The 24,427-nt window shown below is 59.0% G+C and carries 26 protein-coding genes; 18 read left to right on the top strand and 8 right to left on the bottom strand.

Translation table 11 applies throughout. From position 1 onward, the window contains the following. The first annotated feature begins 10 nt into the window (after positions 1-10). The 3 genes from trpB (at position 11) to ACJ8PE_RS04585 (ending at position 2,554) form a co-directional block, all read left to right on the top strand. A complete protein-coding gene (trpB, locus tag ACJ8PE_RS04595; RefSeq protein ID WP_170852993.1) occupies positions 11-1,216 on the top strand; it encodes a tryptophan synthase subunit beta in 1,206 nt (401 codons plus the stop codon). Continuing rightward, on the top strand, positions 1,216-2,022 hold the full coding sequence (gene trpA, locus ACJ8PE_RS04590) for a tryptophan synthase subunit alpha (RefSeq protein WP_033650237.1): 807 nt from the start codon (positions 1,216-1,218) through the stop codon (positions 2,020-2,022). Before trpB ends, trpA begins: the two co-directional genes overlap by 1 nt. 217 nt (positions 2,023-2,239) lie before the next feature. Continuing rightward, positions 2,240-2,554 carry a BON domain-containing protein gene (locus ACJ8PE_RS04585; RefSeq protein ID WP_016927515.1) on the top strand — a complete coding sequence of 105 codons (315 nt, stop codon included), beginning with the start codon at positions 2,240-2,242 and terminating at the stop codon, positions 2,552-2,554. 44 nt (positions 2,555-2,598) lie between these two features. Here ACJ8PE_RS04585 and ompW read toward each other — a convergent pair whose 3' ends face one another. Next, entirely contained in the window at positions 2,599-3,231 is a 633-nt protein-coding gene (gene ompW, locus ACJ8PE_RS04580; RefSeq protein WP_019452715.1) for an outer membrane protein OmpW, read from the bottom strand. 286 nt (positions 3,232-3,517) lie between these two features. Here ompW and ACJ8PE_RS04575 point away from each other — a divergent pair, with 286 nt between their 5' ends. Together ACJ8PE_RS04575 and ACJ8PE_RS04570 are read left to right on the top strand one after the other, a co-directional pair. Beyond that, a complete protein-coding gene (locus ACJ8PE_RS04575) occupies positions 3,518-3,958 on the top strand; it encodes a YkgJ family cysteine cluster protein (RefSeq protein ID WP_033643277.1) in 441 nt (146 codons plus the stop codon). 34 nt (positions 3,959-3,992) lie between these two features. After that, positions 3,993-4,745 carry a YciC family protein gene (locus ACJ8PE_RS04570; protein ID WP_033643278.1) on the top strand — a complete coding sequence of 251 codons (753 nt, stop codon included), beginning with the start codon at positions 3,993-3,995 and terminating at the stop codon, positions 4,743-4,745. Between the two features lie 50 nt (positions 4,746-4,795). Here the strand turns inward: ACJ8PE_RS04570 and ACJ8PE_RS04565 are convergent, their stop codons facing one another. After that, a complete protein-coding gene (locus ACJ8PE_RS04565) occupies positions 4,796-6,499 on the bottom strand; it encodes a SulP family inorganic anion transporter (RefSeq protein ID WP_033643279.1) in 1,704 nt (567 codons plus the stop codon). Positions 6,500-6,720: 221 nt separating this feature from the next. Here ACJ8PE_RS04565 and ACJ8PE_RS04560 point away from each other — a divergent pair, with 221 nt between their 5' ends. Further along, complete coding sequence (locus ACJ8PE_RS04560; RefSeq protein WP_033643280.1) at positions 6,721-7,260, top strand: septation protein A; 540 nt, start codon at positions 6,721-6,723, stop codon at positions 7,258-7,260. A gap of 76 nt (positions 7,261-7,336) precedes the next feature. Next, on the top strand, positions 7,337-7,765 hold the full coding sequence (yciA, locus tag ACJ8PE_RS04555) for an acyl-CoA thioester hydrolase YciA (protein ID WP_004932085.1): 429 nt from the start codon (positions 7,337-7,339) through the stop codon (positions 7,763-7,765). Positions 7,766-7,835: 70 nt separating this feature from the next. On the opposite strand, the gene tonB is transcribed toward yciA, so the two are convergent. Then, positions 7,836-8,579: a TonB system transport protein TonB gene (gene tonB / locus ACJ8PE_RS04550; protein WP_094142695.1), complete on the bottom strand. Its 744-nt coding sequence runs from the start codon at positions 8,577-8,579 to the stop codon at positions 7,836-7,838. A 235-nt stretch (positions 8,580-8,814) separates the two neighbouring features. Further along, the gene (locus tag ACJ8PE_RS04545; RefSeq protein WP_033643282.1) at positions 8,815-9,468 is read right to left on the bottom strand and encodes an epoxyqueuosine reductase QueH; all 654 of its coding nucleotides are present in this window, start codon (positions 9,466-9,468) and stop codon (positions 8,815-8,817) included. Positions 9,469-9,644: 176 nt separating this feature from the next. On the opposite strand from ACJ8PE_RS04545, the gene ACJ8PE_RS04540 reads away from it, so the two are divergent. Continuing rightward, positions 9,645-9,941, top strand: coding sequence for a YciI family protein (locus ACJ8PE_RS04540; RefSeq protein ID WP_033643283.1), 297 nt, complete (start codon positions 9,645-9,647; stop codon positions 9,939-9,941). Positions 9,942-10,102: 161 nt separating this feature from the next. Next, positions 10,103-11,053 carry an amidohydrolase family protein gene (locus tag ACJ8PE_RS04535; RefSeq protein ID WP_197759771.1) on the top strand — a complete coding sequence of 317 codons (951 nt, stop codon included), beginning with the start codon at positions 10,103-10,105 and terminating at the stop codon, positions 11,051-11,053. 48 nt (positions 11,054-11,101) lie between these two features. Here ACJ8PE_RS04535 and ACJ8PE_RS04530 read toward each other — a convergent pair whose 3' ends face one another. Continuing rightward, entirely contained in the window at positions 11,102-12,103 is a 1,002-nt protein-coding gene (locus ACJ8PE_RS04530; protein WP_197759770.1) for a LacI family DNA-binding transcriptional regulator, read from the bottom strand. Between the two features lie 71 nt (positions 12,104-12,174). Further along, positions 12,175-12,729, bottom strand: a complete 555-nt coding sequence (locus ACJ8PE_RS04525; RefSeq protein ID WP_033643287.1) for a D-lyxose/D-mannose family sugar isomerase — start codon at positions 12,727-12,729, stop codon at positions 12,175-12,177. Positions 12,730-12,957: 228 nt separating this feature from the next. On the opposite strand from ACJ8PE_RS04525, the gene ACJ8PE_RS04520 reads away from it, so the two are divergent. From ACJ8PE_RS04520 to ACJ8PE_RS04500, 5 genes are read left to right on the top strand one after another with little or no spacing between them, the layout of a single operon-like run. Next, positions 12,958-13,992 (top strand): NAD(P)-dependent alcohol dehydrogenase, encoded by a 1,035-nt coding sequence (locus ACJ8PE_RS04520; RefSeq protein ID WP_197792559.1) that lies wholly within the window; start codon positions 12,958-12,960, stop codon positions 13,990-13,992. Between the two features lie 4 nt (positions 13,993-13,996). Further along, on the top strand, positions 13,997-15,514 hold the full coding sequence (gene xylB, locus ACJ8PE_RS04515) for a xylulokinase (RefSeq protein WP_197792560.1): 1,518 nt from the start codon (positions 13,997-13,999) through the stop codon (positions 15,512-15,514). Beyond that, positions 15,508-17,016, top strand: a complete 1,509-nt coding sequence (locus ACJ8PE_RS04510) for a sugar ABC transporter ATP-binding protein (protein WP_373270270.1) — start codon at positions 15,508-15,510, stop codon at positions 17,014-17,016. Before xylB ends, ACJ8PE_RS04510 begins: the two co-directional genes overlap by 7 nt. 18 nt (positions 17,017-17,034) lie before the next feature. Continuing rightward, positions 17,035-18,072, top strand: a complete 1,038-nt coding sequence (locus tag ACJ8PE_RS04505) for an ABC transporter permease (protein ID WP_197792561.1) — start codon at positions 17,035-17,037, stop codon at positions 18,070-18,072. A 33-nt stretch (positions 18,073-18,105) separates the two neighbouring features. Continuing rightward, complete coding sequence (locus ACJ8PE_RS04500; RefSeq protein ID WP_033643292.1) at positions 18,106-19,113, top strand: substrate-binding domain-containing protein; 1,008 nt, start codon at positions 18,106-18,108, stop codon at positions 19,111-19,113. Positions 19,114-19,256: 143 nt separating this feature from the next. Here the strand turns inward: ACJ8PE_RS04500 and ACJ8PE_RS04495 are convergent, their stop codons facing one another. Continuing rightward, positions 19,257-19,820 carry a TetR/AcrR family transcriptional regulator gene (locus ACJ8PE_RS04495; RefSeq protein WP_042784698.1) on the bottom strand — a complete coding sequence of 188 codons (564 nt, stop codon included), beginning with the start codon at positions 19,818-19,820 and terminating at the stop codon, positions 19,257-19,259. Positions 19,821-19,947: 127 nt separating this feature from the next. Here ACJ8PE_RS04495 and smfY point away from each other — a divergent pair, with 127 nt between their 5' ends. Both smfY and ACJ8PE_RS04485 read left to right on the top strand, forming a co-directional pair. Beyond that, positions 19,948-21,420: a multidrug efflux MFS transporter SmfY gene (smfY, locus tag ACJ8PE_RS04490; RefSeq protein ID WP_072627535.1), complete on the top strand. Its 1,473-nt coding sequence runs from the start codon at positions 19,948-19,950 to the stop codon at positions 21,418-21,420. A gap of 200 nt (positions 21,421-21,620) precedes the next feature. Continuing rightward, the gene (locus ACJ8PE_RS04485; protein ID WP_019452735.1) at positions 21,621-22,112 is read left to right on the top strand and encodes a Dps family protein; all 492 of its coding nucleotides are present in this window, start codon (positions 21,621-21,623) and stop codon (positions 22,110-22,112) included. 45 nt (positions 22,113-22,157) lie between these two features. Here the strand turns inward: ACJ8PE_RS04485 and ACJ8PE_RS04480 are convergent, their stop codons facing one another. Continuing rightward, entirely contained in the window at positions 22,158-22,334 is a 177-nt protein-coding gene (locus ACJ8PE_RS04480) for a YciY family protein (protein ID WP_025159792.1), read from the bottom strand. 242 nt (positions 22,335-22,576) lie between these two features. Between ACJ8PE_RS04480 and cls the strand changes: the two genes are divergently transcribed. Both cls and ACJ8PE_RS04470 read left to right on the top strand, forming a co-directional pair. Continuing rightward, positions 22,577-24,037, top strand: a complete 1,461-nt coding sequence (cls, locus tag ACJ8PE_RS04475; RefSeq protein ID WP_033643295.1) for a cardiolipin synthase — start codon at positions 22,577-22,579, stop codon at positions 24,035-24,037. A 56-nt stretch (positions 24,038-24,093) separates the two neighbouring features. Continuing rightward, on the top strand, positions 24,094-24,417 hold the full coding sequence (locus ACJ8PE_RS04470) for an HI1450 family dsDNA-mimic protein (protein WP_197792562.1): 324 nt from the start codon (positions 24,094-24,096) through the stop codon (positions 24,415-24,417). The last annotated feature ends 10 nt before the right edge of the window (positions 24,418-24,427 follow it).

Genomic DNA, 24,427 nt, shown 5'->3' with positions numbered 1-24,427 from the left:
ATAACGGATAATGACGGGAACTCTCATGACGCTGCTTAACCCCTACTTCGGCGAATTTGGTGGTCAATACGTGCCGCAAATTCTGATGCCGGCCCTGAAACAACTCGAAGAAGCCTTTGTCAGCGCTCAGCGCGATCCGGCGTTTCAGGCGGAATTCATCGATCTGTTGAAGAACTACGCGGGCCGCCCTACGGCGCTGACACTGTGCAAAAATCTCACCGCCGGCAGCAACACCAAGCTCTATCTGAAGCGGGAAGATCTGCTGCACGGCGGCGCGCACAAGACCAACCAGGTGCTGGGCCAGGCCCTGCTGGCCAAGCGCATGGGCAAAACCGAGATCATCGCGGAAACCGGCGCCGGCCAACACGGCGTCGCGTCGGCGCTGGCCTGCGCGCTGCTCGGCCTGAAATGCCGTATCTATATGGGCGCCAAAGACGTTGAGCGTCAGTCGCCGAACGTGTTCCGCATGCGGCTGATGGGCGCGGAAGTGATCCCGGTGCACAGCGGCTCCGCCACCCTGAAAGACGCCTGCAACGAAGCGTTGCGCGACTGGTCCGGCAGCTATGAAACCGCGCACTATATGCTCGGCACCGCGGCCGGCCCGCACCCGTACCCCACCATCGTGCGTGAATTCCAGCGCATGATCGGCGAAGAGACCAAAGCGCAGGTGCTGGAGCGCGAAGGCCGCCTGCCGGATGCGGTCATCGCCTGCGTCGGCGGCGGCTCCAACGCCATCGGCATGTTCGCCGATTTTATCGATGACGCCGACGTTGGGCTGATCGGCGTGGAACCCGCCGGTCTGGGCATCGAAACCGGTCAGCACGGCGCGCCGCTCAAGCATGGCCACGTCGGCATCTATTTCGGCATGAAGGCGCCGATGATGCAGACCGCCGAAGGCCAGATTGAAGAATCCTATTCAATCTCCGCCGGGCTGGACTTCCCGTCCGTCGGGCCGCAACACGCCTACCTGAACAGCACCGGCCGCGCCGAATACGTGTCGATCACCGACGACGAAGCGTTGGAGGCGTTCAAAGCGCTGTCGCGCCATGAAGGCATCATCCCTGCACTGGAATCTTCACACGCCCTGGCGCACGCGCTGAAAATGATCCGTGAAACGCCGCAAAAAGAGCAAATCCTGGTGGTCAACCTGTCCGGCCGCGGCGACAAAGACATATTTACCGTTCACGACATTTTGAAAGCACGGGGAGAAATCTGATGGAACGTTATCAGCAACTGTTCACGCGTCTGGAAAGCAGCAAGGAAGGCGCCTTCGTCCCGTTCGTGACGCTGGGCGATCCTAATCCGGCGCTGTCGCTGCAGATTATCGACACCCTGATCGAAGCTGGCGCAGACGCGCTGGAGCTGGGTATCCCCTTCTCCGACCCGCTGGCGGATGGCCCAACCATCCAGAGCGCGACGCTGCGTGCCTTCGCCGCCGGCGTTACGCCGACCCAGTGTTTCGAGCTGCTGGCGGCCATTCGTCAGAAGCACCCGACCATTCCCATCGGCCTGCTGATGTACGCCAATTTGGTGTTCCATAAAGGCATCGATGCTTTTTACCAACGCTGTGCGGAAGTGGGCGTGGATTCAGTGTTGGTCGCCGACGTGCCGTTTGAAGAATCGGCGCCGTTCCGCGCCGCGGCCGTGCGCCACGGTATCGCGCCCATCTTCATTTGCCCGCCGAACGCCGATGACGATCTGCTGCGTGAAATCGCGTCGCACGGTCGCGGCTACACCTACCTGCTGTCGCGTTCCGGCGTCACCGGCACCGAAAGCCGGGCGCAGTTGCCGCTGCATCACCTGGTGAACACGCTGCGCGAGTATCACGCCGCGCCGCCTCTGCAGGGCTTCGGCATCTCCGAGCCCGAGCAGGTGAAGGCTGCGCTGCAGGCCGGCGCCGCTGGCGCCATCTCCGGATCGGCAATCGTCAAAATCATCGAACGGCACCATGCCAACCCGGCGGAAATGCTGACCAAGCTGGCGGCCTTCGTCAGCGCGATGAAGCACGCGACCCGCGCGTGATCCCCTTCGGCGAGCGCCTTGCCGGCGCTCGCTTTAACAGCTTGTTTCCCCTCAAAGTTTGTTCTATTTATTTACAGCAAAAATTTGAACAAACCCGCGTCTTGTCTCACAATAAACATTGTTCGCTATGCATTTCTTCGTTTGATTTGGGGAATGCGCTCGCTGCGGCGAAAAACCGCATCGAATTTCAACCATAACATTGCATGGAGAGTAATTTATGAAGCTGTTTAAAACCCTTTCGGCCTTGTGCATGGCAGCCGTTGTGGCGGTCGCGGTGAGCGCTTGCGCACCGACGGCGAAATCAGAGGGAACAGGCGGTTATATCGATGACACCGTGGTCACCACCAAAGTGAAATCGGCGCTGCTGGCGGATAAAAACATCAAGTCGCGCGAAATCAGCGTGGAAACCTTTAAAGGACGCGTGCAGTTGAGCGGCTTCGTGACGTCAAGCGATGACGCCAACCGTGCGGTGCAGGTCACACGCGGCGTGGCCGGCGTGAAATCTGTTGAGAACGTCATGCAGGTTAAATAATACCGACACAGGGAGGCGCAATGCCTCCCTGTTTGCGGCCTTCATCAGAAGCGGTAACCCGCCCCAAACATAAACACCCACGGATCCAATCGCGTATCGAAGCTGTGGTGCCCACCGTTCGCGTCGTTGAAACGCGTTTTGGTTTCGATGTTCATCCACCACACCGACATGTTCAGCATCCAGTGCTCATCCAGGTTGTAATCCAGACCGGCCTGCGCCGCCACGCCCCAGGAGTCTTTCAGATCGAGGTTGCTCAACCCGGCGCTTTTGCCATAGTCGTTGAACTTCTCGTCGAAGAAAGTGGTGTAGTTAACGCCGACGCCCAGATAAGGACGCAGTTTGTCCTGCTTGTCGCCGAAGTAGTATTGCGCCATCAGCGTAGGCGGCAGTTGATGAACGGTCGCCAGATCGGTGCCGCCCAGGGTAACCTTGTGGCGGAACGGTGTCGCGGCCAACAACTCAACGCCGATGTTGTCCGTCACCATATAACCGAAGGTCAAACCGAGCTGGGTATTGTTTTTCGCATCCAGCGATCCCAAACCCAATACGTTGTCCGAGCCCGCATTTGGACGCACCGTCGCGGTGCCCGCACGGAACAGGAAATCACCGGCCTGATGCGCACTTGCCAACATAGGCGCCATCATCGTCGCCAATACCACCAGAGTTGTCTTTTTCATTATCCATTCCATTTGTGTGGTTAATCTCTCGAGGGGGAATATACCTACTTTCGGGTATTTGTGATCCCATCGAGATCACATCTTATGTGTAAAATTTTAAAATCCCACCAAAAACAAGGTTACCTAACCGCTTAATAAATCAAGGATTGATCTGCATCAAAAAAACGATTTTGTTGCAAATTATCTACATGTTCAAATTTCAGTTGCGGAAAAAAATGTGGCTGAGGTAATTTCATCTTCCGTGTTGGTTTTGGTTGGTGCCGTGAGGAGTCGGCGGGCAATCAAGATGAGCGAAATCCTTAATCCCTGTGTCAGCTGCGGCGCATGCTGCGGTTATTTTCGAGTGTCATTCTATTGGGCCGAAGCCGAAGACGGCGGCGGCACCGTTCCCCTTTCCCTGACGGAGCCTCTGACCCCGTTCCTGCGCTGCATGCAGGGGACCAACAGCAAGTCTCCGCGCTGCACCGCGCTGGACGGCGAGATTGGCAAAGCCGTGTCGTGCTCGATTTATCTTAATCGGCCCAGCCCGTGCAGAGAGTTCGATCAGTCCGGTGAAAACGGCCTGCGCAACGAAGCCTGCGATCGCGCTCGCGAACGCTACGGCCTGCCCCCCTTGCCGGTGCCCTTGCCGCTGTCGTTGCCAGAGACGACGATCGTTGAAGAAATAGACGTAGTGCAATTCGCGGGGTGCCACAGCGGCGTGGAACAGGGTACAATCACCCACTGATTTATCTCTGTTTTCTCGACGCCAAGGAGTCTGCATGCCTATCACGGCCAACGCTTTGTACCGTGACAGTTTTAACTTTTTACGCAATCAACTGGCCAGCATCCTGATGCTGGCGCTGTTGACGGCGTTTATCTCGGTGCTGCTGAACCAAGCTTTCAGCCCCGATGCCGAACAGTTGGCGACGCTGGCCGCCTCCACCAGCGATTTCGCGTCGTCGACCGGCATGGGCATTCAGGACGTGATCCAGCAGATGACGCCGGAACAGCAGATGGTGTTGCTGAAAGTGTCGGCCGCCGCCACGTTCTCCGCGCTGGTCGGCAACGTGCTGCTGGTCGGTGGGATGCTGACGTTGATCCGTCTGGTGTCTCAGGGGCAACGCACCAGCGCCCTGCGCGCGCTCGGCGCCTCGGCGCCCGATCTGCCGCGCCTGCTGCTGCTGCTGTTTATCTGCACCTTGCTGATCCAGCTCGGCCTGACGCTGTTCGTGGTGCCGGGCGTGATCATGGCTATCGCCTTCGCGTTGGCGCCGGTGATCGCCTCCGTCGACAAGAAAGGCGTCTTCGCTTCGCTCAAGCTGAGCAGCAAATTGGCCTTCGCCAATGCGCGCGTGATTGTGCCGGCGATGATGCTGTGGTTGGCGGCCAAGCTGCTGGTGCTGTTTTTAGTGAGCCATCTGTCAGTGCTGACGCCGAACGTGGCCAGCGTCGTGCTGACCGCGTTAAGCAACCTGGTCTCCGCCCTGCTGCTGATCTATCTGTTCCGTTTGTATATGCTGCTGCGCGGCTGACGCCGGCGCAACAAATGCCCAGGGGCACGCCTCGGCGCGCCCCTTTTTGTTTACCCCACCGCTGCGGCTTCCGCCTGTTCCTTACTCTGAATCAGCTTCAGCGCCAGATAGAGATCCGGCACCAAAATCAGCTCCTTGTCCCGCCCCAACCGATTGATGCGGAACCAGCGCGTCAGTTCAGTGCGGCGCCCGGCCAGCACCAGTTTGACGTTACGCTGCAACAGATCGCGTTTCAGTTCGTCGATGGCCGCCAGCACGCTGATATCGGCATGGGTAAAGCTGGCCACCGCGTCCACCACCACCCAGCGCGGCTGGAATGGCGTACTGTCGACCAAATTGAGAATGCGGCGTTTGAAGTAGGCCACGTTGAAGTAGGTCAGCGGCGAATTGAAGCGATACATCATGACGCCGGGCACCGCCTTCACCCCATTGTTGTTGCCCATGGAATGGATCATGCCTTCGTCGTTAACGCCCAGCAGCTGTTCCGTCGGCCGAAAGACGGTGTGCAGAAACTGCATCAGCCCCAGCAATACCGCCAGCCCAATGCCGCTGATCACCCCGACCAACAAGACGCTGAGGAAGGTAAATATCGCCAGGCGGAAAGCCTGTGCGTTGCGGCGGCGCAAGATCCAGATGCCGCGAAAATCCAGCAGCGACCAGGCCGCATACATCAGCACCACGCCCAATCCCGCCACCGGAATAAACTGCAGCGGCGCCATCAGGAACAGCAAGACGAAAGCGATCACCGCGGCGGCGATGATCGACACGAGCTGGCTCTTGCCGCCGTTGGCGTCATTCACCGCGGTGCGCGAATCCGCCCCGCTGATGGCGAAGCCTTGCGACAATGCGGAGACGATATTCACCATCCCCAGCGCGCGAAACTCAGCGTCAGCGTTGACCTCATAGCCGTTTTTGGCCGCGAAACTGCGGGCGGTCAGCATCATGCTGACAAAGCTCACGACCGCCAGGTTGAGCGCCGGGATCACCATGTCGCGCAGCAGCCCGGGCTGAAAGTCCGGCCACTGGACGATCGGCAACACGCCGCTGAACCCGCCCACCGTCACCACGCCATACTGCTGCAGTCCGCCCGCCCAGGTGACGAACGCCGCCAGCACGATGGCGAACAGCGGCGCCGGCCAGTTAGGTCGCCATTTTTTAAATCCGAGCAGCGTCACCAGCGTCAACAAGGACACCGCCATCGTCAGCCAGTCGCTGTGCAACAGGTTGGCCGGCAGCGCGTAGATGCGCTCGATCAGCTGCGCCGGGCGCACCGTGAACCCCAACACCTTGCCGATCTGATCGACGATGATGGTTAGCGCCACGCCGTTCAGCAGCCCGCTGAGGATCGGCCGCGACAACAGATCCGCCAGCGCCCCCAGCTTGAACCGGCTGGCCAACAGGCACCAGCCGCCCATCATCGCAGTCATCATGATGGTCAACTGCCAATGGCGTTCCATATTGCCCGCCGCCAGCGGCGTCACCACCGCGGCGATCACCGCACAGGTGGCGGCATCGGGCCCGACGATCAGCTGGCGTGACGAACCGAACAGCGCATAGGCCACCATCGGCAAAATACAGGAATAAAGCCCCACCACCGGGCTAACCCCGGCCAGTTCGGCATAGGCGATGGCCACCGGCAAGGCGACGGCGGCGACGGAAAGACCGGCGCGCATATCCGGTTTGAGCCAACTGCGTTGATAGCCCAATAAATGCGTCAAACCAGGCGTCAGGGCCTGGAGAGATTTCCACTGCATGCTGTTTTCCGCGGTAAATTATCTGGTTATTATGGCACTTACTATGCGATCTGCGGCCAGCGCTGGCAATGCGCCCGTGCTTTCTTGCGTAAGTTTATGCAAATTCCTGCTTTCGCGGCAGAAATCCGCCGGCCAAACGCCGATAATCGGCAGCGCCCGGCGGTACACAGAACTCGCCGAATCCGGTATAGTCGGCCGATGAACAGATGATGGATTGATTTATGAAGCAGTTTCTTGATTTCCTCCCGTTAATTGTCTTTTTCGCTTTTTACAAGCTGTACGACATTTACGTCGCTTCCGGCGCATTGATCGTCGCCACCGCGCTGGCGCTGGTGTTCACCTGGGTGAAATACCGCAAGGTCGAGAAGATGACGCTGATCACCTTCCTGATGGTGCTGGTGTTCGGCACCCTGACGCTGGTGTTCCACAACGATTTATTCATCAAGTGGAAAGTGACGGTGATTTACGCGCTGTTCGCGCTGGCGCTGCTGATCAGCCAGTGGGTGCTCAAAAAGCCGCTGGTTCAGCGCATGCTGGGCAAAGAGCTGACGCTGCCGGACAAAGTGTGGAGCAACCTCAACCTGGCCTGGGCCCTCTTCTTCCTGGCCTGCGGCCTGGCGAACATCTATGTCGCCTTCTGGCTGCCGCAAAGCGTCTGGGTCAATTTCAAAGTCTTTGGCCTGACGGTGCTGACGCTGGTATTCACCCTGCTCAGCGGCATCTATATTTACCGGCACATGCCGGCAGAACAGAAAAAATAGTTACAAATTTGTTAATGCCTGCGGCGCTTGCCGCGGGCAGTATGATGTGATTCCCTCCTTTTAAAAGCAGACTGCTATGACACAACAACGACCTTTACCCAGCGGCGAGCTGGTGCTGCGCACGCTGGCGATGCCGGCCGATACCAATGCCAACGGCGATATTTTCGGCGGCTGGCTGATGTCGCAAATGGACATCGGCGGCGCCATCCAGGCAAAAGAGATCGCCGAGGGGCGCGTAGTGACGGTACGCGTAGACGGCATGACCTTCCTGAAACCGGTGGCGGTAGGCGACGTGGTTTGCTGCTATGCGCACTGCATCCGCACCGGGCGCAGCTCGATCACCATCAATATCGAAGTGTGGGTAAAGAAAGTCTCCTCCGCCCCAATCGGCCAGCGCTACCGGGCGACCGAAGCGGTGTTCACCTACGTGGCGGTCGATGCGGAAGGCAACTCGCGCGCGCTGCCTGAGGGTAAAATGAATTTCCGCGTCGGCTTCGAAGAGTAAGCCTGCGGCTGCGCCGCAAATGCAAAAAGGGTCGCCGAGGCGACCCTTTTTTTCTTGGCGCAAACCGAAATCAGTTCATTTCGGTGGTGCCGTTCAGCTTGAAACGAATATTGACGATAAGATCCTTCGCTTCTTTGGCTTGATACCGCCATTTGCGCAGCGCCTGTTTCACTTCACGCTCGAACATGTTGCGCGGCTCAGCCGACAAGATGCGCACGTTGGTCACGCGGCCATCGCTGTCGACATCGAACTGCACCCGCACGTTGCCTTCGATCTGCAAGGCTCTGGCGCGCGGCGGATAAATCGGTTCCGCACGGCTGATCGGTTTTGGCCCGACCTCGCGCGAGTTGCCCTGTACCGGCGCGGCGGGCGCTTGTTTCACCGGCGCTTTTTCGATCGGTTTAGCCGGCGAGTCGTTATTGAACGGCGAAGGCTCGCGCGGCTCGACCTTCTTCGGCTCCGGTTTCACCGGTTTTTCTACCTTCGGCTTTGGCTTGGGCTTCGGTTTCGGCTTGACCGGCTCCGGTTTTACAATCGCCTTCGGCGGCGGCTCCACAATAGGTTCTGGTTCAGGTTCCGGCTCAGGTTCCACCTGCGGCGGCTCCGGTTCTGCCGGAGCAGGCGGCGGCGGTTCAGCCATCGCGGCGGTGTTGACCATCATGACGCTGATCGGCGCCTCTTCAGGCTTTGGCAGCTCAACCACTTCTTTTACCGAAGCGTAAAGCAGTCCCGCCACCAGGGCGCTGTGCAGGCCTACGGACAGGACGAAAGGCACGGATATACGGCGATTAAGGAACATCTTTTTTAGCGGCATAATGATTCTGTTTCCTCTGGTTCGCCAAGTTTAAATGCAAATAGCAATCATATTCAATAACGAAAGGCAAACTATCGCTTTAATCGTCAGTCTCCGCGGCGAAAACCAGCAAACTCATAAGGATATTAACCTGAACGTTGCTTTTTTACCGCCGAATCAACACGCTTCGTTAACGTTCAGACGGCGCTAAAAAATAAAAAACCCGCCGTAGCGGGTGGATTGCGGTAATTAAGCGTTATTCTTCATCACCATAGTAGAGCACGCCCAGTTTGATCAGCGGCCGCCCTTGCGCTTTGCGATGCAGGTTGGTGTCGCGCAGCGAATAGACGCAGCCGCAGTATTCCTGCTGATAGAAGCGTTCGCGCTTGCTGATCTCTATCATGCGGGCCGCGCCGCCCTTCTTGCGCCAGTTGTAATCCCAATACACCAGATCGGGATACTTTTCCGCCGCCCGAATGCCGCAGTCGGTAATCTGCTGCATGTTCTTCCAGCGCGAGATGCCGAGCGAGCTGGAGATGGTGTCGTAACCGTGCTCATGCGCATACAGCGCCGTGCGCTCAAAACGCATGTCGAAGCACATGGTGCAGCGAATGCCGCGCTCCGGCTCATGTTCCATGCCCTTGGCGCGTTCGAACCAGTTGTCGGTGTCATAATCGGCATCGATGATCGGCACCCCGTGCTTTTCGGCGAAACGGATGTTCTCTTCCTTACGCAGCAAATACTCTTTTTGCGGGTGAATGTTGGGGTTATAGAAGAAAATAGCGTACTCGATGCCGGACGCCTGGATCGCTTCCATCACCTCGCCGGAACAGGGCGCACAGCAAGAATGCAGCAGCAGTTTGCTTTTGCCCGCAGGCAAATCGAGTTTTTCCCTTACCAGTTCCGTCATGTCCTCACCTCAATGGCATATCTGTTTAAGCGCGCCGCACTATACGAATAAAAAGTAGCGGCTTCAAGGCATAAGCGCCAATCCCCCCCATAAATTCACCGCGCGCCGTTCCCCTGCCGCGCCTTTTGCGCTACCTTGGTAGCACCGTTTTATAGCCATGATTTTACAGGTGAAATATGCTTTATCTGATCTACGCGCAAGACGTTCCCCACTCACTGGAAAACCGTCTGGCGGTGCGCCCGGCACATCTGGCGCGCCTGCAGGCGCTGCGTGACGCCGGCCGTCTGGTGGTCGCCGGCCCCAACCCGGCCATCGACAGCAACGATCCCGGCGCCGCCGGCTTCACCGGTTCAACGGTGATCGCCGAGTTCGCCTCACTGGCGGAAGCCCAGGCCTGGGCGCAGCAGGATCCGTACGTCGCCGCCGGCGTCTACGCCGACGTGACGGTGAAGCCGTTTAAACAGGTATTCTGACCTCATTACCTGACCGGGAGCGGCGTACCGTTCCCGGATCAATGTGTGCTCTCGTCCGCCCCCGTCGGTAGAAAAAATGCCTTCCCTTCGGGCGCTGTAGCGCCGCCTGCCTATACTCTCCTGAACCCGCGGCATCGCCGCGTACTCCAGGAGATCGACCGATGCGACTCGATGTTCACGCTCACCTGTGGAGCACAGAGTATCTGGATCTTTTGCAATCTCATGGCCTGCACGAAGTCGCCGCCTATCGGCAATTGGGTGCCGGCCGCAGCGAGCGCGAGCTGGCAGCCCGCTTCGCCCTACTGGACAGCGCCGGCATCGACATGCAAATCTTGTCGGCGACGCCGCTGTCGCCGCACCTGGAAGACGAACAGGCGGCCGCTGATGCCGCGCGCCGGATCAACGATGAATATGCGGAGCTGGCAGCGCGTTATCCCACCCGCTTCCGGGCCATCGCTTCCTTGCCGCTGCCGCACATCGACGCTGCGTTACGCGAGCTGGACAGAGCCTTGACCCAGCTCGGCATGCTGGGCGCCTGCATCACCACCTCGGTGCTCGGGCTCTCTATCGCCAACCCGCTGTTCGAGCCGCTCTATCAGGAACTCAACCGTCGCCGCAGCGTGCTGGCCATTCATCCCACCGGCCGCGGCGCGCACTCGCCGCTGATCGCCGATTACGCCTTGACCTGGTCGATCGGTGCGCCGATCGAAGACACGGTCGCCGCCATGCACTTTATCCTCAACGGCATCCCTCTACGCTTTCCGGAGATGAAAGTCATCGTTCCGCATCTGGGCGGCCTGCTGCCAATGACGCTGGAACGCCTCGACCAAACCGTCGCGTGGGAAGCGCCGGATACGCCGGAACCCCCGAGCCGAGCCGCCCTGCGCATGTGGTACGACACGGTAGGACACGATCAGGTGCCTGCGTTGCAAGCGGCAGCAGCGACATTCGGCACCGAGCGGCTGCTGCTCGGCACCGATTTTCCGTTCCAGCCGGGCGAGCTGTTTCAAACCACGGTGGACTACATCCGGCGTGCCGGATTGCCGGAGGAAGAAGCGAGCGCCATTTTGGATCGCAATGCGGCGACGCTGTTTGGGCTGGAGGCAAACTGACGCACGGAGCGCGCGAGCCAAGGCCTCCTTATAAAGCTGCGCCTGCGGTTATATAACGAGTTTTCCCCGCACCACCACCTTGCCCGGTTTTATCTCGGGATCGGCAATACGGCGGATCGCCAGATTCAACGCTTGCCAGGCGATCTCTTGCAAGTCGTGTGACACGCAGGGGAAATGGAAACCGTAGATCTCGGCATGTGAAACCTCATCAATGCTGAACAGCGACACGTCCTGCATCAACGGCAGCCGATGTTCGATACAGGCCTTGATGATGCCCAGCGAGATCTGGTTATTGCAGCCGACGAAAAAATCGGGGGCGGGATTATTGGCCAGCCAGCGGCTCGTCTCTTGCCAGGCGACATCCATAAAGAAATCGGCATACCGCACGTCGAGCGAAGCCACCTTCCCTTGCAATGCCGCCTGCAAGCCAGTGACCCTGTCACGCGCAACGTTGGAATTCTCCGGCCCGGAGATCACCACCACCCGCTGCGCCTGCTGTTCCAGAAGCCAACGCCCCGCCTGAAGGCCGCAATCCAGATTATCAATATACACCCCGCTGCAGTGGTGACTCTCCAATTCCCGATCGATCAACACCACCGGTATATTGAGCGTTTCCAGACGTTTGAGGTAGGAAGGCCGGTACAGATGATCGTTGGAAATGACCGAGAGAATAATCGCATCGACGTTGTAGCCAATGAGTTTGTCGATGATCCTGTCTTCGCTTTCCTGAGACTCATAGGAGTCGAACACCAGCGTGTCGTACCCCATCTTTTGCGCTTCAAGCGTCATCAGACGCGTCAGGCCGCCAAAGAATGGGTTGGCCATGTCGGGGTTGACGATGCCAATGGTTCTGCTGCTTTTCGCCCGCAGATTGCGCGCCGCGGCATTGACCACGTAACCGAGTTCGGCGGCGGTCTCCCGAATTCTCCTCAACGTTTCCGGATGGACCTTGTCCGGCTGTGAAAATGCCCGCGAAGCGGTTATTTTGCTGACGTTCGCCTGTGCGGCGACGCTAGCCAGCGTCGCTTTCCGTCCTCGACCCACGGCCAAATGCAGCTCCTTAGCTTGAAGGCATCATTTTGTATCATTCCCGGCATCATGACAGAACTTTGTTCTTGGCGCTAATGGTTTACGCCGGCAAGACGGTTAATTCGCGGATCGGTAAAAATATCCAGCTCATCACGGCTCTCGGAAGAGAACTCGGACACCACCGCGCCCTGCTTCCCCGCCTGAAACCAGTGACGGGTATTGGGCGCAATGGTGTATTGTTCCCCCGGCCGCAAGAGGATATAGCGATGACAGGTATACCACTGCTCCGCACCCTCTGGCACCCGGCATACCGGTTGGCCGCCGCGATCGTTGGGCGTCAGATTTTCATCATCGACAAACAAAAACACCTCTCCCCAACGGCAACGGAACGTCTCTTGCTTGCCGGGCGTGCCGGCAAAGGGAGGGTGTAAATGTTCCGGGCAAGTCTGCCCAGGAAACAGCACCAGCTCTTTCGCGCAATACCGAGGTGAGTTGACGTAGGTCAGCAGCTGCAACCCGGACGCGGGATAGTCGGCCAGACCAAACGTCGCAATTTCAATGCGTTGCTGTTCTTCTTCGGTCAAGATAATGTCCGCCTGGCGCAAATACTCCAGCGTAGCGGCTCTGGCGCTTTGTTGTTTGTTCATCATTCCCCCGGCAAAGTAACGGTATCGATATCAACAGGCCGATATTAAAACCGTCATTGCCACGCCGATTTTGTGACCACCGTCGCTATATTGAATAACAACCCGCCAGCAAAATTAACTCTCGTCGAGTAATTCCAACATTGATCACAGTTTAACCACCCGCATTAGCTCACTATCGCCGCATTGAAATGATACCGTTACCATAAAAATGATTCACCAGGAGGCAATATGAAAGCATTAGTGCTGGCCAAAGCGGGGGAAATCGCTATCGAGGACGTCCAACTGGCCGAAACGCTGGGGCCCGACGATGTAAAGATAAAAATTCATTCCGTGGGCATCTGCGGCAGCGATGTGCACTATTACCAGCATGGCCGCATTGGCCCGTTTGTGGTCAAAGCCCCGATGGTGCTCGGCCATGAGGCCGCCGGCGTGGTGCTCGCGACAGGTGAAAACGTCACTCACCTCAGCGTCGGCGATCGCGTTTGCATGGAGCCCGGCATTCCCGACCTCAACTCGGCGCAGACGCGCGCCGGGATTTACAACCTGGACCCTGCCGTTCGCTTCTGGGCGACGCCGCCGGTGCACGGCTGTTTGCGCGAAACCGTCATCCACCCCGCCGCATTCACGTTCAAACTGCCGGACAACGTCAGTTTCGCTGAAGGCGCCATGGTTGAACCCCTGGCCATCGGCATGCAAGCGGCCACCAAAGCCGGGATCAAACCCGGCGATATCGCGCTGGTGATCGGCGCTGGGCCGATCGGCGTGGTCACCGCCCTCGCGGCGCTGGCGGGTGGCTGCTCGGACGTCATTATCTGCGACCTGTTTGACGAGAAACTCGCCGTGGCGGCCAGCTATGAAGGGCTGCACGCCGTCAATATCAAAACCGGCGACCTGGCGGGTAAAGTGGCTACGCTCACCAGCGGCAATGGCGCCGATATCGTGTTTGAATGCAGCGGCGCAAAACCGGCTATCGCTACGCTGGCCGAACATGCGGCGCCAGGGGCAACCGCCGTGCTGGTCGGCATGCCGATCGACGCCGCGCCGATGGATATCGTCGCCGCGCAGGCCAAGGAAATCACCTTCAAGACCATTTTCCGCTACGCCAACATGTATCCGCGTACGCTGCGGCTGTTGAGCAGCGGCAAATTGCGCGTCCAACCGTTGATAAGCCAAACCTACAAATTCTCCGACAGCGTGGCCGCCTTCGAGCGCGCGGCGGCGGGACATGCCTCGGACATCAAAATCATGCTGGAAATGGAGTGATCCTATGGCGCTCTATGCTGGCATAGACTGCGGTACGCAAGGCACGAAAGTCGTGATTGTCGACAGCACACAGGGCGTGATCCTCGGTGAGGGCAGCGCCCCTCACCGCCTCATCAGCCAAGCCAATGGCCGGCGCGAACAAGAGGCCGACTGGTGGATTGAGGCGTTGGTCACCGCGTTTCACCAAGCCGTGACTAACGCCGGTATTGATGCCGGGGAAATTAACGCTCTGGGGGTCTCGGGCCAACAGCATGGATTTGTGCCGCTGGACGCAGACGGCAACGTGCTGCACAGCGTCAAGCTGTGGTGCGATACCGAAACCGCGGAGGAAAACGAACTGCTGCTGCAGCGGCTCGGCGGCGCCAAGGGCTCGCTGGACAAGCTCGGCCTGCGGGTCGCCACCGGTTATACCGCGTCAAAAATCCTTTGGTTCAAGACGCACCATCCGGCGCTCTGGGCAAAACTGCACACCGTGCTGCTGCCGCATGATTATTTGAACTTCTGGCTGACCGGGGAGCGTGTAGCGGAATATGGCGATGCTTCCGGCACCGGGCTGTTCGATGTGCGCGCCCGTAGCTGGAGTCAAGCCGCCGTCAATCTTATCGATGACAGCGGCCGTTTATGGCATGCCCTGCCGCCGCTCAAAAGCGCGGAATGCTGCATCGGCACGGTGCGCCCCTTCGCGGCGGAAAAGCTCGGCCTTGGCCCGGCAGTTCGGGTCTCGACCGGCGGCGGCGACAACATGATGGCGGCCATTGGTTCCGGCAACATCGAGGCCGGCACCGTTACCCTAAGCCTGGGCACCTCCGGCACGCTATTCGCCTGGTCCGCCGCGCCCGTCGTGGCGGAATCCGACATGATTGCCGGTTTCTGCTCCAGCACCAACGGGTGGCTGCCCTTGATATGCACCATGAATGTCACCTCGGCCACCACGGCCATGCAGACGCTGCTGGACGAAGATCTTGACGGCTTTAACCGCTTATTGGCGCAGGCGGCGCCGGGTGCCGGCGGCGTCGAGATGCTGCCGTTCTTCAACGGCGAACGCGTTCCCCCGCTGCCCCACGCGCGCGCCAGCCTGCATAACCTCGATAGCGACAATTTTACTCGCGCCAATCTCTGCCTGGCGGTGGTTGAAAGCGCCACCTACGGCCTGCGCTATGGCATCGAGCTCTTTCGTCGCCAGGGCATCGAAACGCGCGAGATCCGCCTCACCGGCGGCGGCGCCCGCAGCGCCACCTGGCGACAAATCGTCGCGGACGTGATGGGGTGCCCGGTGGTCTGCCTGAACGTCAAAGAGACCGCCGCGCTGGGCGGCGCCATTCAAGCGATGTGGGCGACGTCGTTGGCCGATCGCCCGCACCAGAACGCCGCCGGGCTCTTGGCTGAACTGTGCCAACGCTTCGTTTCCCTGGATGAAGCCACGCGCACGACGCCAAACGTCGACAGGCAAACGCAATACGAGACGCTTTATCAACGGTACCTGCAGCGTTTGCAGCGGACATACCCGGAGGTTCAATCGTGACGCGAGATCCCCATACGCAAGCCCCTGCCTACCTGCTGGAAGTCAGCGGCGTCAGGAAAGCCTTTGGCCCGGTCGTGGCGCTCAAGAACGCCGAGTTTTGCCTGCGGCGCGGATCCATCCATGCCCTGTGCGGCGGCAACGGCGCGGGGAAATCCACCTTTCTCAGCATTCTGATGGGCTTTATTCAACCCGATGGCGGCGACATTTTTATCAATGGCCAACGCTGTGAATTTCATCATCCCCGGGAAGCCCTCAATGCCGGCATTGCCATCGTGCAGCAAGAGCTGAGCGCGATCCCGGATCTGACGGTGGCAGAAAACATTTGGCTGGGCCGCGAGCCGAGACGCCTGGGTTTCGTCGACTTTGCGACACTCAACCAACGCACCACCCGTCTGCTCGAGGAACTTGATTTCAAGATCGACGCCCGAGAAAAAATGCGCAACCTGAGCGTCGCCGAGCAGCAACTGGTCGAGATCGCCAAAGCGCTGTCGCACGCCAATGCCGACATCATCATCATGGATGAACCCACCTCGGCGATTGGCGAAGAGGATGCGCAAAAAATCTTTCAGACGCTTCAGCAACTGGCGGCGAAAGGTAAAGGCATTATCTACGTCTCCCACCGTTTGTCCGAGATATTCCAAATCGCGGACAGCTACACCATTTTCCGCGATGGCGCCTATATCCATGAAGGCTATATCGCCGACATTACCCGCGAGCAGTTGATCGAACACATTATCGGCGGCGAGTACGACAGCGAGTTCGCCAAGTTCAATCAACCCGGCGAAGAGGTCTTGCTGGAGGTCAACGGCCTGTGTTGGCGCAGCAAGATAAAGGATATCAGCCTGCAACTGAAGCACGGTGAGATCCTGGGCATCTACGGCCTGGTGGGATCGGGCCGCAGCGAGTTTCTCGATCTTATCTTCGGCATTCAGCATGCCGACGCCGGCACGATTCGCTTGGGCGACAAGACGCTGAACCGCCATTCCCCGCGAGACGCCATCGATAGCGGCATTGCCTACGTGACGGAAGATCGCAAGGAAACCGGCCTGGTGCTGTGCCGTTCCGTCAGTGAAAACATCAATATCGCCTCTTTTGCCGGCATCAGCCGAATGGGGTTCGTCAGCGAGAAACGGGAGCAGGCGCGAACCCGCGACATGATCCAGCGCTTTAACGTTAAAACCCACGATGGCGAACAGCCCGTGGGCAACCTGAGCGGCGGCAACCAGCAAAAAGTGGTGCTGGGCCGCTGGGCGCTGCTGGATCCGGAGGTTTTGCTGCTCGACGAACCGACGCGCGGTATCGACGTCGGCGCCAAGAAAGAGATCTATCGATTTATGTCGGAGTTCGCCTTGCAAAACAAAGGGATCATCATGGTTTCCTCCGAGCTTTCGGAAATTATCGGCATGAGCGATCGCATATTGGTGTTTCGTGACGGGCAGTTGGCCGGTGAGCTTTCGGCAGCCGATGCGACCCAGGCAGCACTGATGAAACTTGCGGTTTAACAGAGAGAGAGAAAAAAAATGAGCAGCGCCCACTCCTTATCACCAGGAATGTCATTTTTCACCCGCAATAAGCGCCGTATGCACAAATACGGCATTATCATCGCCTTCTTCGCGCTGTGCCTGATCGTGGCGCTGATTGGCGAATATCAGGTCGCCCAGGGGGCCTGGAGCAGCAATTATTTTCTCAGCAATGAAAACACCCTGATCGTCCTGCGCCAGGTCTCGATCAACGGCATTCTGGCGATCGGCATGACCTTCGTCATCATTACGGCCGGCGTAGATCTCTCCGTGGGCTCGGTGCTGGCGCTAAGCGGGATCGTCGCCGCTCGCTTCGCCACCAACAACAGCGGATTGGCTATCGGCGACACCGCGACCGCCGTCATGGCGCCGCTGATCGTGGCGCTGGGCATCGGGATCGTCTGCGGCCTGGTGAACGGCACCGTGTTGGCTCGCTACCGGCTGCAACCCTTTATCGTCACCATGGGCATGCTCTCTGCGGCGCGCGGTTTAACCATGTTGACCACCAACGGCAATCCGGTTTCGCAATTGAACAACGATTTCCGCTGGTTGGGCAATGGCTACCTCGGCGGCGTTCCGGTGCCGGTCATCATCTTCATCGTGCTGTTCGCCCTCGCCTGGCTCGTGCTGAATAAAACCCTCTTCGGGCGCTACATCTACGCCGTCGGCGGCAACCCGAAAAGCGCGCGCACCTCGGGGATTAACGTCACGCGCATCAAAATACTGGTGTATACGCTGTGCGGCGCGCTGGCCGGCATCGCCGGCCTGATCCTCACCGCGCGCACCGGTTCGGCGCAAACCAACGCCGGCGCTGGGTATGAGCTGGACGCCATCGCGGCGGTGGTGATCGGCGGCACCAGCATGGCCGGCGGCGTCGGTACGCTGGTCGGCACCTTCTTCGGCGTGCTGATTATCGGGGTGATGAATAACGGCCTCGATCTGCTCGGCGTGCAATCGTATTACCAACAAATTATCAAAGGCGCATTGATCGTTCTTGCCGTCTTGCTCGACCCATCGCGTAAGCAACAGCGCGATTAATAACATCAGACCCAACTCTACCAGGAGAAAACCATGAATAAGACCAAGATAGCGTTGTTTGCCTCTGCCATGCTGTTCGGCAGCCTGTCGGCGGCTCAGGCCGCCCCGGTTAAAATCGCGGTATTGATGTACGGCAACAAAGCCGAGTTCGTGCAATTGATGGAAAGGTTCGGGAAAGAACACCCGGCGGTGAAAAGCGGCGAAGCGGTGCTGACCTTCTACGATGGGCGTTATGATGCATCGGTGCAAAACGATCAGGCCGCCACCGCTATCCAAACGCGCGCCGATGCCATTATCGTCAACCCGATGGATTTTGAGGCCAATATCGATATCGTCACTAATGCCAACGAAGCCAAAATCCCGGTGGTGGTCACCAACGCGCGCCTGAACACGGACGCGATGACGTCTGAAGTGGTGTCTAATGACGAGCTGGGCGGGTATCTGGAAGCCAAAGCCGTACTGGACAAACTCGACTGCAAGAACCAGAAGGTGAACGTGGTGATTATCGAAGGCCCGAAAGGCGGCAGCGGCGAGATCCAGCGCGGCAAAGGCAATGATAAAGCGATTGCCGAGTGCGGCGCCGGCCAGGTGACCGTGCTTGAACGTAAAACGGCCAACTGGTCACGCGCTGAAGCGCAGCCGCTGATGGAAAACTGGCTGCAGAAACACCGGGGCAAAATCAACGGCGTGATTGGCCAGAACGACGAGATGGCGCTGGGCGCCATCGAAGCGATTAAAGGGGCCGGCCTGAACGTGAAAGACTTTGCCATTGCGGGCGTCGACGGCGTTTCCGACGCGATTCATGCGGTGCAGGCCGGTGAAATGGTCTCTATCCTGCAAGATGCCAAAGGCCAGATGCAGGGTTCCATCGACGTCGCGCTGCGCGCCGTGAAAGGGGAAAGTTATCAACCACAGTCGGATATCTGGAAACAGTACGCCAAAGATCTGAAATGGGAGGGCGGCACGCAGAAGCATTATTATATTCCGTGGACCGTCGTCACCGCAGAGAATGCCCAGCAACTGTTGGACGCGCGCAAGTAATGTCCGGCGCCCCCTGCCCTCAGGGGGCCTTTGCTCCGAAGCTTGCCGCAGGCAAAAAAAAAGCCAGCACGGAGGGGCTGGCTAAAAAGTTCTTCGAGGGAATATCTTGTGCGATAAACATACGCCTTTCGCCGCACGCTTTACTAGCTATCAGTGCGATAGGCGCTGCCCGTTAAAATCAACGCCTGCATATCGGCGAACATCGTTTCCCATTCCGCCTGGCCGATATCCATCAAACCGAAATAACGCAGCATAAAGGCGCCTTCGGTGGCCAGAAACGCCAGCCGCGCGCGCTTACCCTCTTCGGTAGTCAAATCCAGCCCGGCGATGCGGCTGCGATACCATTCACGCGTGCTCGCCAGATGCTCCGGCGTTTGAATCAGCGTCGCCATTAACCCGGCGGCCTTGGCGCTGGCGGTCTGATCCGAACTTTGGGTAGCCAACATATGCGCCCGCACACCGGTCTGCGGCGAAGGATCGTCGCCGGCGATCTCCGCGAACAGCGTTTCATAGGCGCTGCCCCAGCGATCGAACATCGCGTCGATCAGGGCGTCTTTGCTGCCGAAGCAATACTGCACCCCGCCCTTGGAGATCCCCATCGCTTTGGCGACGGCGTCGATGGTCAAACCGGCGGCGCCCTGGGTGGCGACGATCTCTTCGGCGGTGTCCAAAACCTTGTCGCGATCGATGCTGCGTTGACGTCCCATTAAGAAACCCTTCTTTTCAATACGAACGTATGGATATATATTATCACCAGTATACCACCCGGCATCGCCGGAGGGTTACCGCAATGGCGGCGCCTTCGCGTCGCCCACGTAAACTGGATTATGACTTATGTACGCCAAGAACCGCTGGTTGATCCTGACGATGGTCGCCAGCGCCCTTTTCCTGATTGTTATCGACATGACGGTGCTCTATACCGCTCTGCCACGTTTAACCCAGGCGCTGGACGCCAGCGCCTCGCAAAAACTCTGGATCGTCAACGCCTACCCGCTGGTGGTCGCCGGGCTGCTGCCCGGCGCCGGCATGCTGAGCGATCGCGTCGGCCATAAGCGGCTGTTTCTCGCCGGGCTGCCGGTGTTTGCCGTCGCTTCGCTGTGCGCCGCCTTTTCGCCAACCGCCGAATGGCTGATCGCCGCACGGGTGTTCCTCGCCGTTGGCGCGGCAATGATGATGCCCGCCACGCTGTCCATCGTGCGCCACGTCTTTACCGACGAACGCGAACGCGCGCTGGCGATCGGCATCTGGGCCTCGGTGGCCTCGGGCGGCGCGGCCATCGGCCCGGTGGTCGGCGGCCTGCTGCTGGAGTATTTCTGGTGGGGATCGGTGTTCCTGATCAACGTACCGGTGGTGTTGCTGGTCTGGCCGCTGGCGTGGAAACTGATCCCCCGCTGCGGCGGCGATAACCCGCGCCCCGCCGATATCGTCGGCTCGGTGCAGATCATGATCGGTCTGGTCGGCGCTATCTATGCGCTGAAGGAACTGAGTAAGCCGGCGCCTGACGTCAGCGCGTTGCTCGCAGCGGCCCTGATCGGCATCCTGTTCCTGGCGCTATTCGTGCGTCGCCAGCAGCGCAGCGCCCACCCGATGATCGATTTCTCCCTGTTCCGCAACCGGCTGTTCGCCGGCGGCATCGGCGTGGCGCTGCTGTCGATGGTGGCCCTGATCGGCGTCGAGCTGGTGCTCAGCCAACGCCTGCAGCTGGTGCTCGGCCTCAGTCCGCTGCAGGCGGCGCTGTTTATTTTGCCGATCCCGCTGGCCTCGGCGCTGGCGGGGCCGATGGCCGGTTTACTGTTGCCGCGCTATGGCGAACGCAGCATCATCCTCGGCGGTTTCGCCCTGACCGCCTTCGGCATCGCCGCCCTCGCCCTGTTGTATCAAAGCAGCATGGCGCTGCAGTTGGTGAGCCTGGCGTTGGTGGGCTTTGGTCTCGGCGGCGTGATCACCGCCGCGTCCACCGCCATCATGCTGAACGCGCCGGAGGAGAAATCCGGTATGGCGGCGTCGATCGAGGACGTTTCCTACGAGCTGGGCGGCGTACTGGGCGTGACGTTACTCGGCGGGCTGATGACGGCGGTCTATAGCCATAGTCTGGCGCTGCCGGCGGAGCTGCCGGTCAGCGAGTTGGCCTACGACAGCATCGACGAGGCGTTGCGCCTGGCTGCCGGGATGGCGGCCGATCGCGCGCAGCAGCTGACGCAGTTGGCGCGTTTGGCCTTTGATCGCGCGTTTATCATGGTGCTGATCGCCGCCGCGCTGTTAATGGCGCTGGGCGCCGGCGTGGTAAAACTGGCGCTGCGCAAGTAACCGATAAAAGCGGCTTTTTTCGCCTGCGGATCCTGCGTAAACTGATTCGGCAATTTGCTCGACGGATTTATCGTCATCGGTTTGAGCGATGGCAATGATGCCTGTTATCGTGTTTAACCCTGCGATAAATCCGGTTACTGTAACAGCTATGGAAATTGATTCTGTCTACCCTTGGAACGAATAATCAGGAGAAGATTATTATGGCAACGGCGAAGAAAGCAGCGAAAACCCATATCGGCCTCGACAGTAAACAATCGGCAAAACTCGCCGAAGCGCTAAATGCGCTGTTGGCGAATTATCAGGTGCTGTATATGAATGTGCGCGGCTATCACTGGAATATTACCGGCCCGCAATTCTTTGAGCTGCACGCGAAATTCGAAGAAACTTACAACGATCTGCTGACCAAGGTGGATGAGCTGGCGGAACGCATTCTGACGCTGGGCTCGCAGCCGCGCCACGCTTACAGCGACTATCTGAAAACCGCCGATATCAAGGAACACACCAACGTGACCGATGATAAGGGCACGCTGCGCGGCCTGTTGGAAGGGTATTCAATCTTGCTGCAGCAGCAGCGTGAACTGCTGACGGTCGCGGCGGACGCCGGCGACGAAGGCACCGCGTCGCTGATGAGCGATTACATCAAAGAGCAGGAAAAACAGGTCTGGATGCTCAACGCCTACCTCGGCAAATAAACCCAGGCGCCATAACAAACAGTCCCTCACGGGACTGTTTTCGTTTTACCACTCGCAGGATACCGCAAACAGCAGCGCGCGCCGATGCTGATCGTCCAGGCGACGGCGCACCCGGATAATATGGCGATTGCTGCACGACTGGCGCTCCAGCCAACGATGCCGACGGCGTTGGCTCTGCCGCAACATTCGCCAACGGCCCACTTCATTTCTACTGCGTCTCATAATTCTGTCACTCGTTCGTCTAATGCCAACCGCGGGCATTATAGCCCTTTCAGCCCGCGATCCAAGTCGCCGTTATCGGCGACATCGCAGGCGCCGCGCCGCTAAAAGCCGCCCTTTCGGTTTCGGCAAGTGCCTTAACTTCATCATATTTATGTAACATAAGCGCCGATAAAAGGTTTCGCCTTGACCGATCTGTGCGTACACTCATCATTGGTGGTTTGCGAACGGGATTTTTCGCCTTTATGACAACATTTTATACCGTAATCAGTTGGCTCATGGTGTTCGGCTACTGGCTGCTGATCGCCGGCGTGACGATGCGCATTTTGATGAAACGCCGTGCGGTTCCCTCTGCCATGGCCTGGTTGCTGGTTATCTATATTCTGCCGCTGTTCGGCATCGTCGCCTATTTATCTTTCGGCGAGCTGCATCTGGGCAAGCGCCGGGCCGAGCGCGCCAAGGCCATGTGGCCGTCGACCGCGCGCTGGCTGAAAGAGCTGAAAGAGAGCCGCCGCATCTTCGCCACCGAATACAGTAAAGTCGCCGAACCGCTGTTCCAGCTGTGCAACCGCCGCCAGGGCATCGACGGCGTCAAGGGCAACCAGCTTCAGTTACTCACCACCACCGACGACACGCTGAAAGCGCTGATCCGCGACATCGAGCTGGCGCGCCACAACATCGAAATGGTGTTCTATATCTGGCAGCCCGGCGGCCTGGTCGATCAGGTGGCCGAATCGCTGATGGCCGCCGCGCGGCGCGGCGTACACTGCCGTCTGATGCTGGACTCCGCCGGCAGCCTGCAATTTTTCCGCAGCCCCTACCCGGCGATGATGCGCAACGCCGGCATCGAAGTGGTCGAAGCGCTGAAGGTCAACCTGCTGCGCGTATTCCTGCGCCGCATGGATCTGCGCCAGCACCGCAAGGTGGTGCTGATCGACAACTACATCGCCTATACCGGCAGCATGAACATGGTCGATCCACGCTATTTCAAACAGGATGCGGGCGTCGGTCAATGGATCGATCTGATGGCGCGCATGGAAGGCCCGGTGGCCACCACCATGGGCATCGTCTATGCCTGCGACTGGGAAATTGAAACCGGCAAGCGCATTCTGCCGCCGCCGCCGGACGTCAACATCATGCCGTTCGAGCAGGAAAGCGGCCACACCATTCAGGTGATCGCCTCCGGCCCCGGCTTCCCCGAGGAAATGATCCACCAGGCGCTGCTGACCGCGGTTTATTCCGCGCGCGAACAGCTGATCATGACCACGCCGTACTTCGTGCCGAGCGACGATCTGCTGCACGCCATCTGCACCGCCGCTCTGCGCGGCGTCGAGGTCAGCATCATCGTGCCGCGCGACAACGATTCGATGATGGTGCGCTGGGCCAGCCGGGCGTTCTTCTCCGAGCTGCTGGAAGCCGGCGTGAAAATCTATCAGTTCGAAGGCGGCCTGCTGCACACCAAGAGCGTGCTGGTCGACGGCCAGCTCAGCCTGGTCGGCACCGTCAATCTGGATATGCGCAGCCTGTGGCTGAATTTCGAAATCACCCTGGTGATCGACGACGACGGCTTCGGCAGCGATCTGGCCTGCGTGCAGGAAGATTACATCGCTCGCTCCAAGCTGCTGAACGCCAAAGAGTGGCTGAAGCGGCCATTCTGGCACCGCCTGGTCGAGCGCCTGTTCTACTTTTTCAGCCCGTTGCTGTAAAAGCCGCGGCGAGCGTGCTTTAATAGCGCCAAATCATTTGTTATCAGGATTTTTTTATGGATTTGAATAACCGCCTTACCGAAGACGAAACGCTGGAACAGGCCTACGACATCTTCCTCGAATTGGCCAGCGACAATCTGGATCCGGCGGATATTCTGCTGTTCAATCTGCAGTTTGAAGAGCGCGGCGGCGCAGAACTGTACGACCCCTCCGAAGACTGGAGCGAGCACGTGGATTACGACCTGAACCCGGACTTCTTCGCCGAAGTGGTGATCGGTCTGGCGGACAGCGACGGCGAGCCGATCAACGACGTGTTCGCCCGCGTGCTGATCTGCCGCGAGAAAGACCACAAGCTGTGCCACATTCTGTGGAAAGAGTGATTCACCGCTA

It is taken from the genome of Serratia sp. CY74737 (assembly GCF_052166775.1).
Lineage (GTDB): Bacteria > Pseudomonadota > Gammaproteobacteria > Enterobacterales > Enterobacteriaceae > Serratia > Serratia ureilytica.
This window is presented reverse-complemented; position numbering and strand designations above follow the sequence as displayed.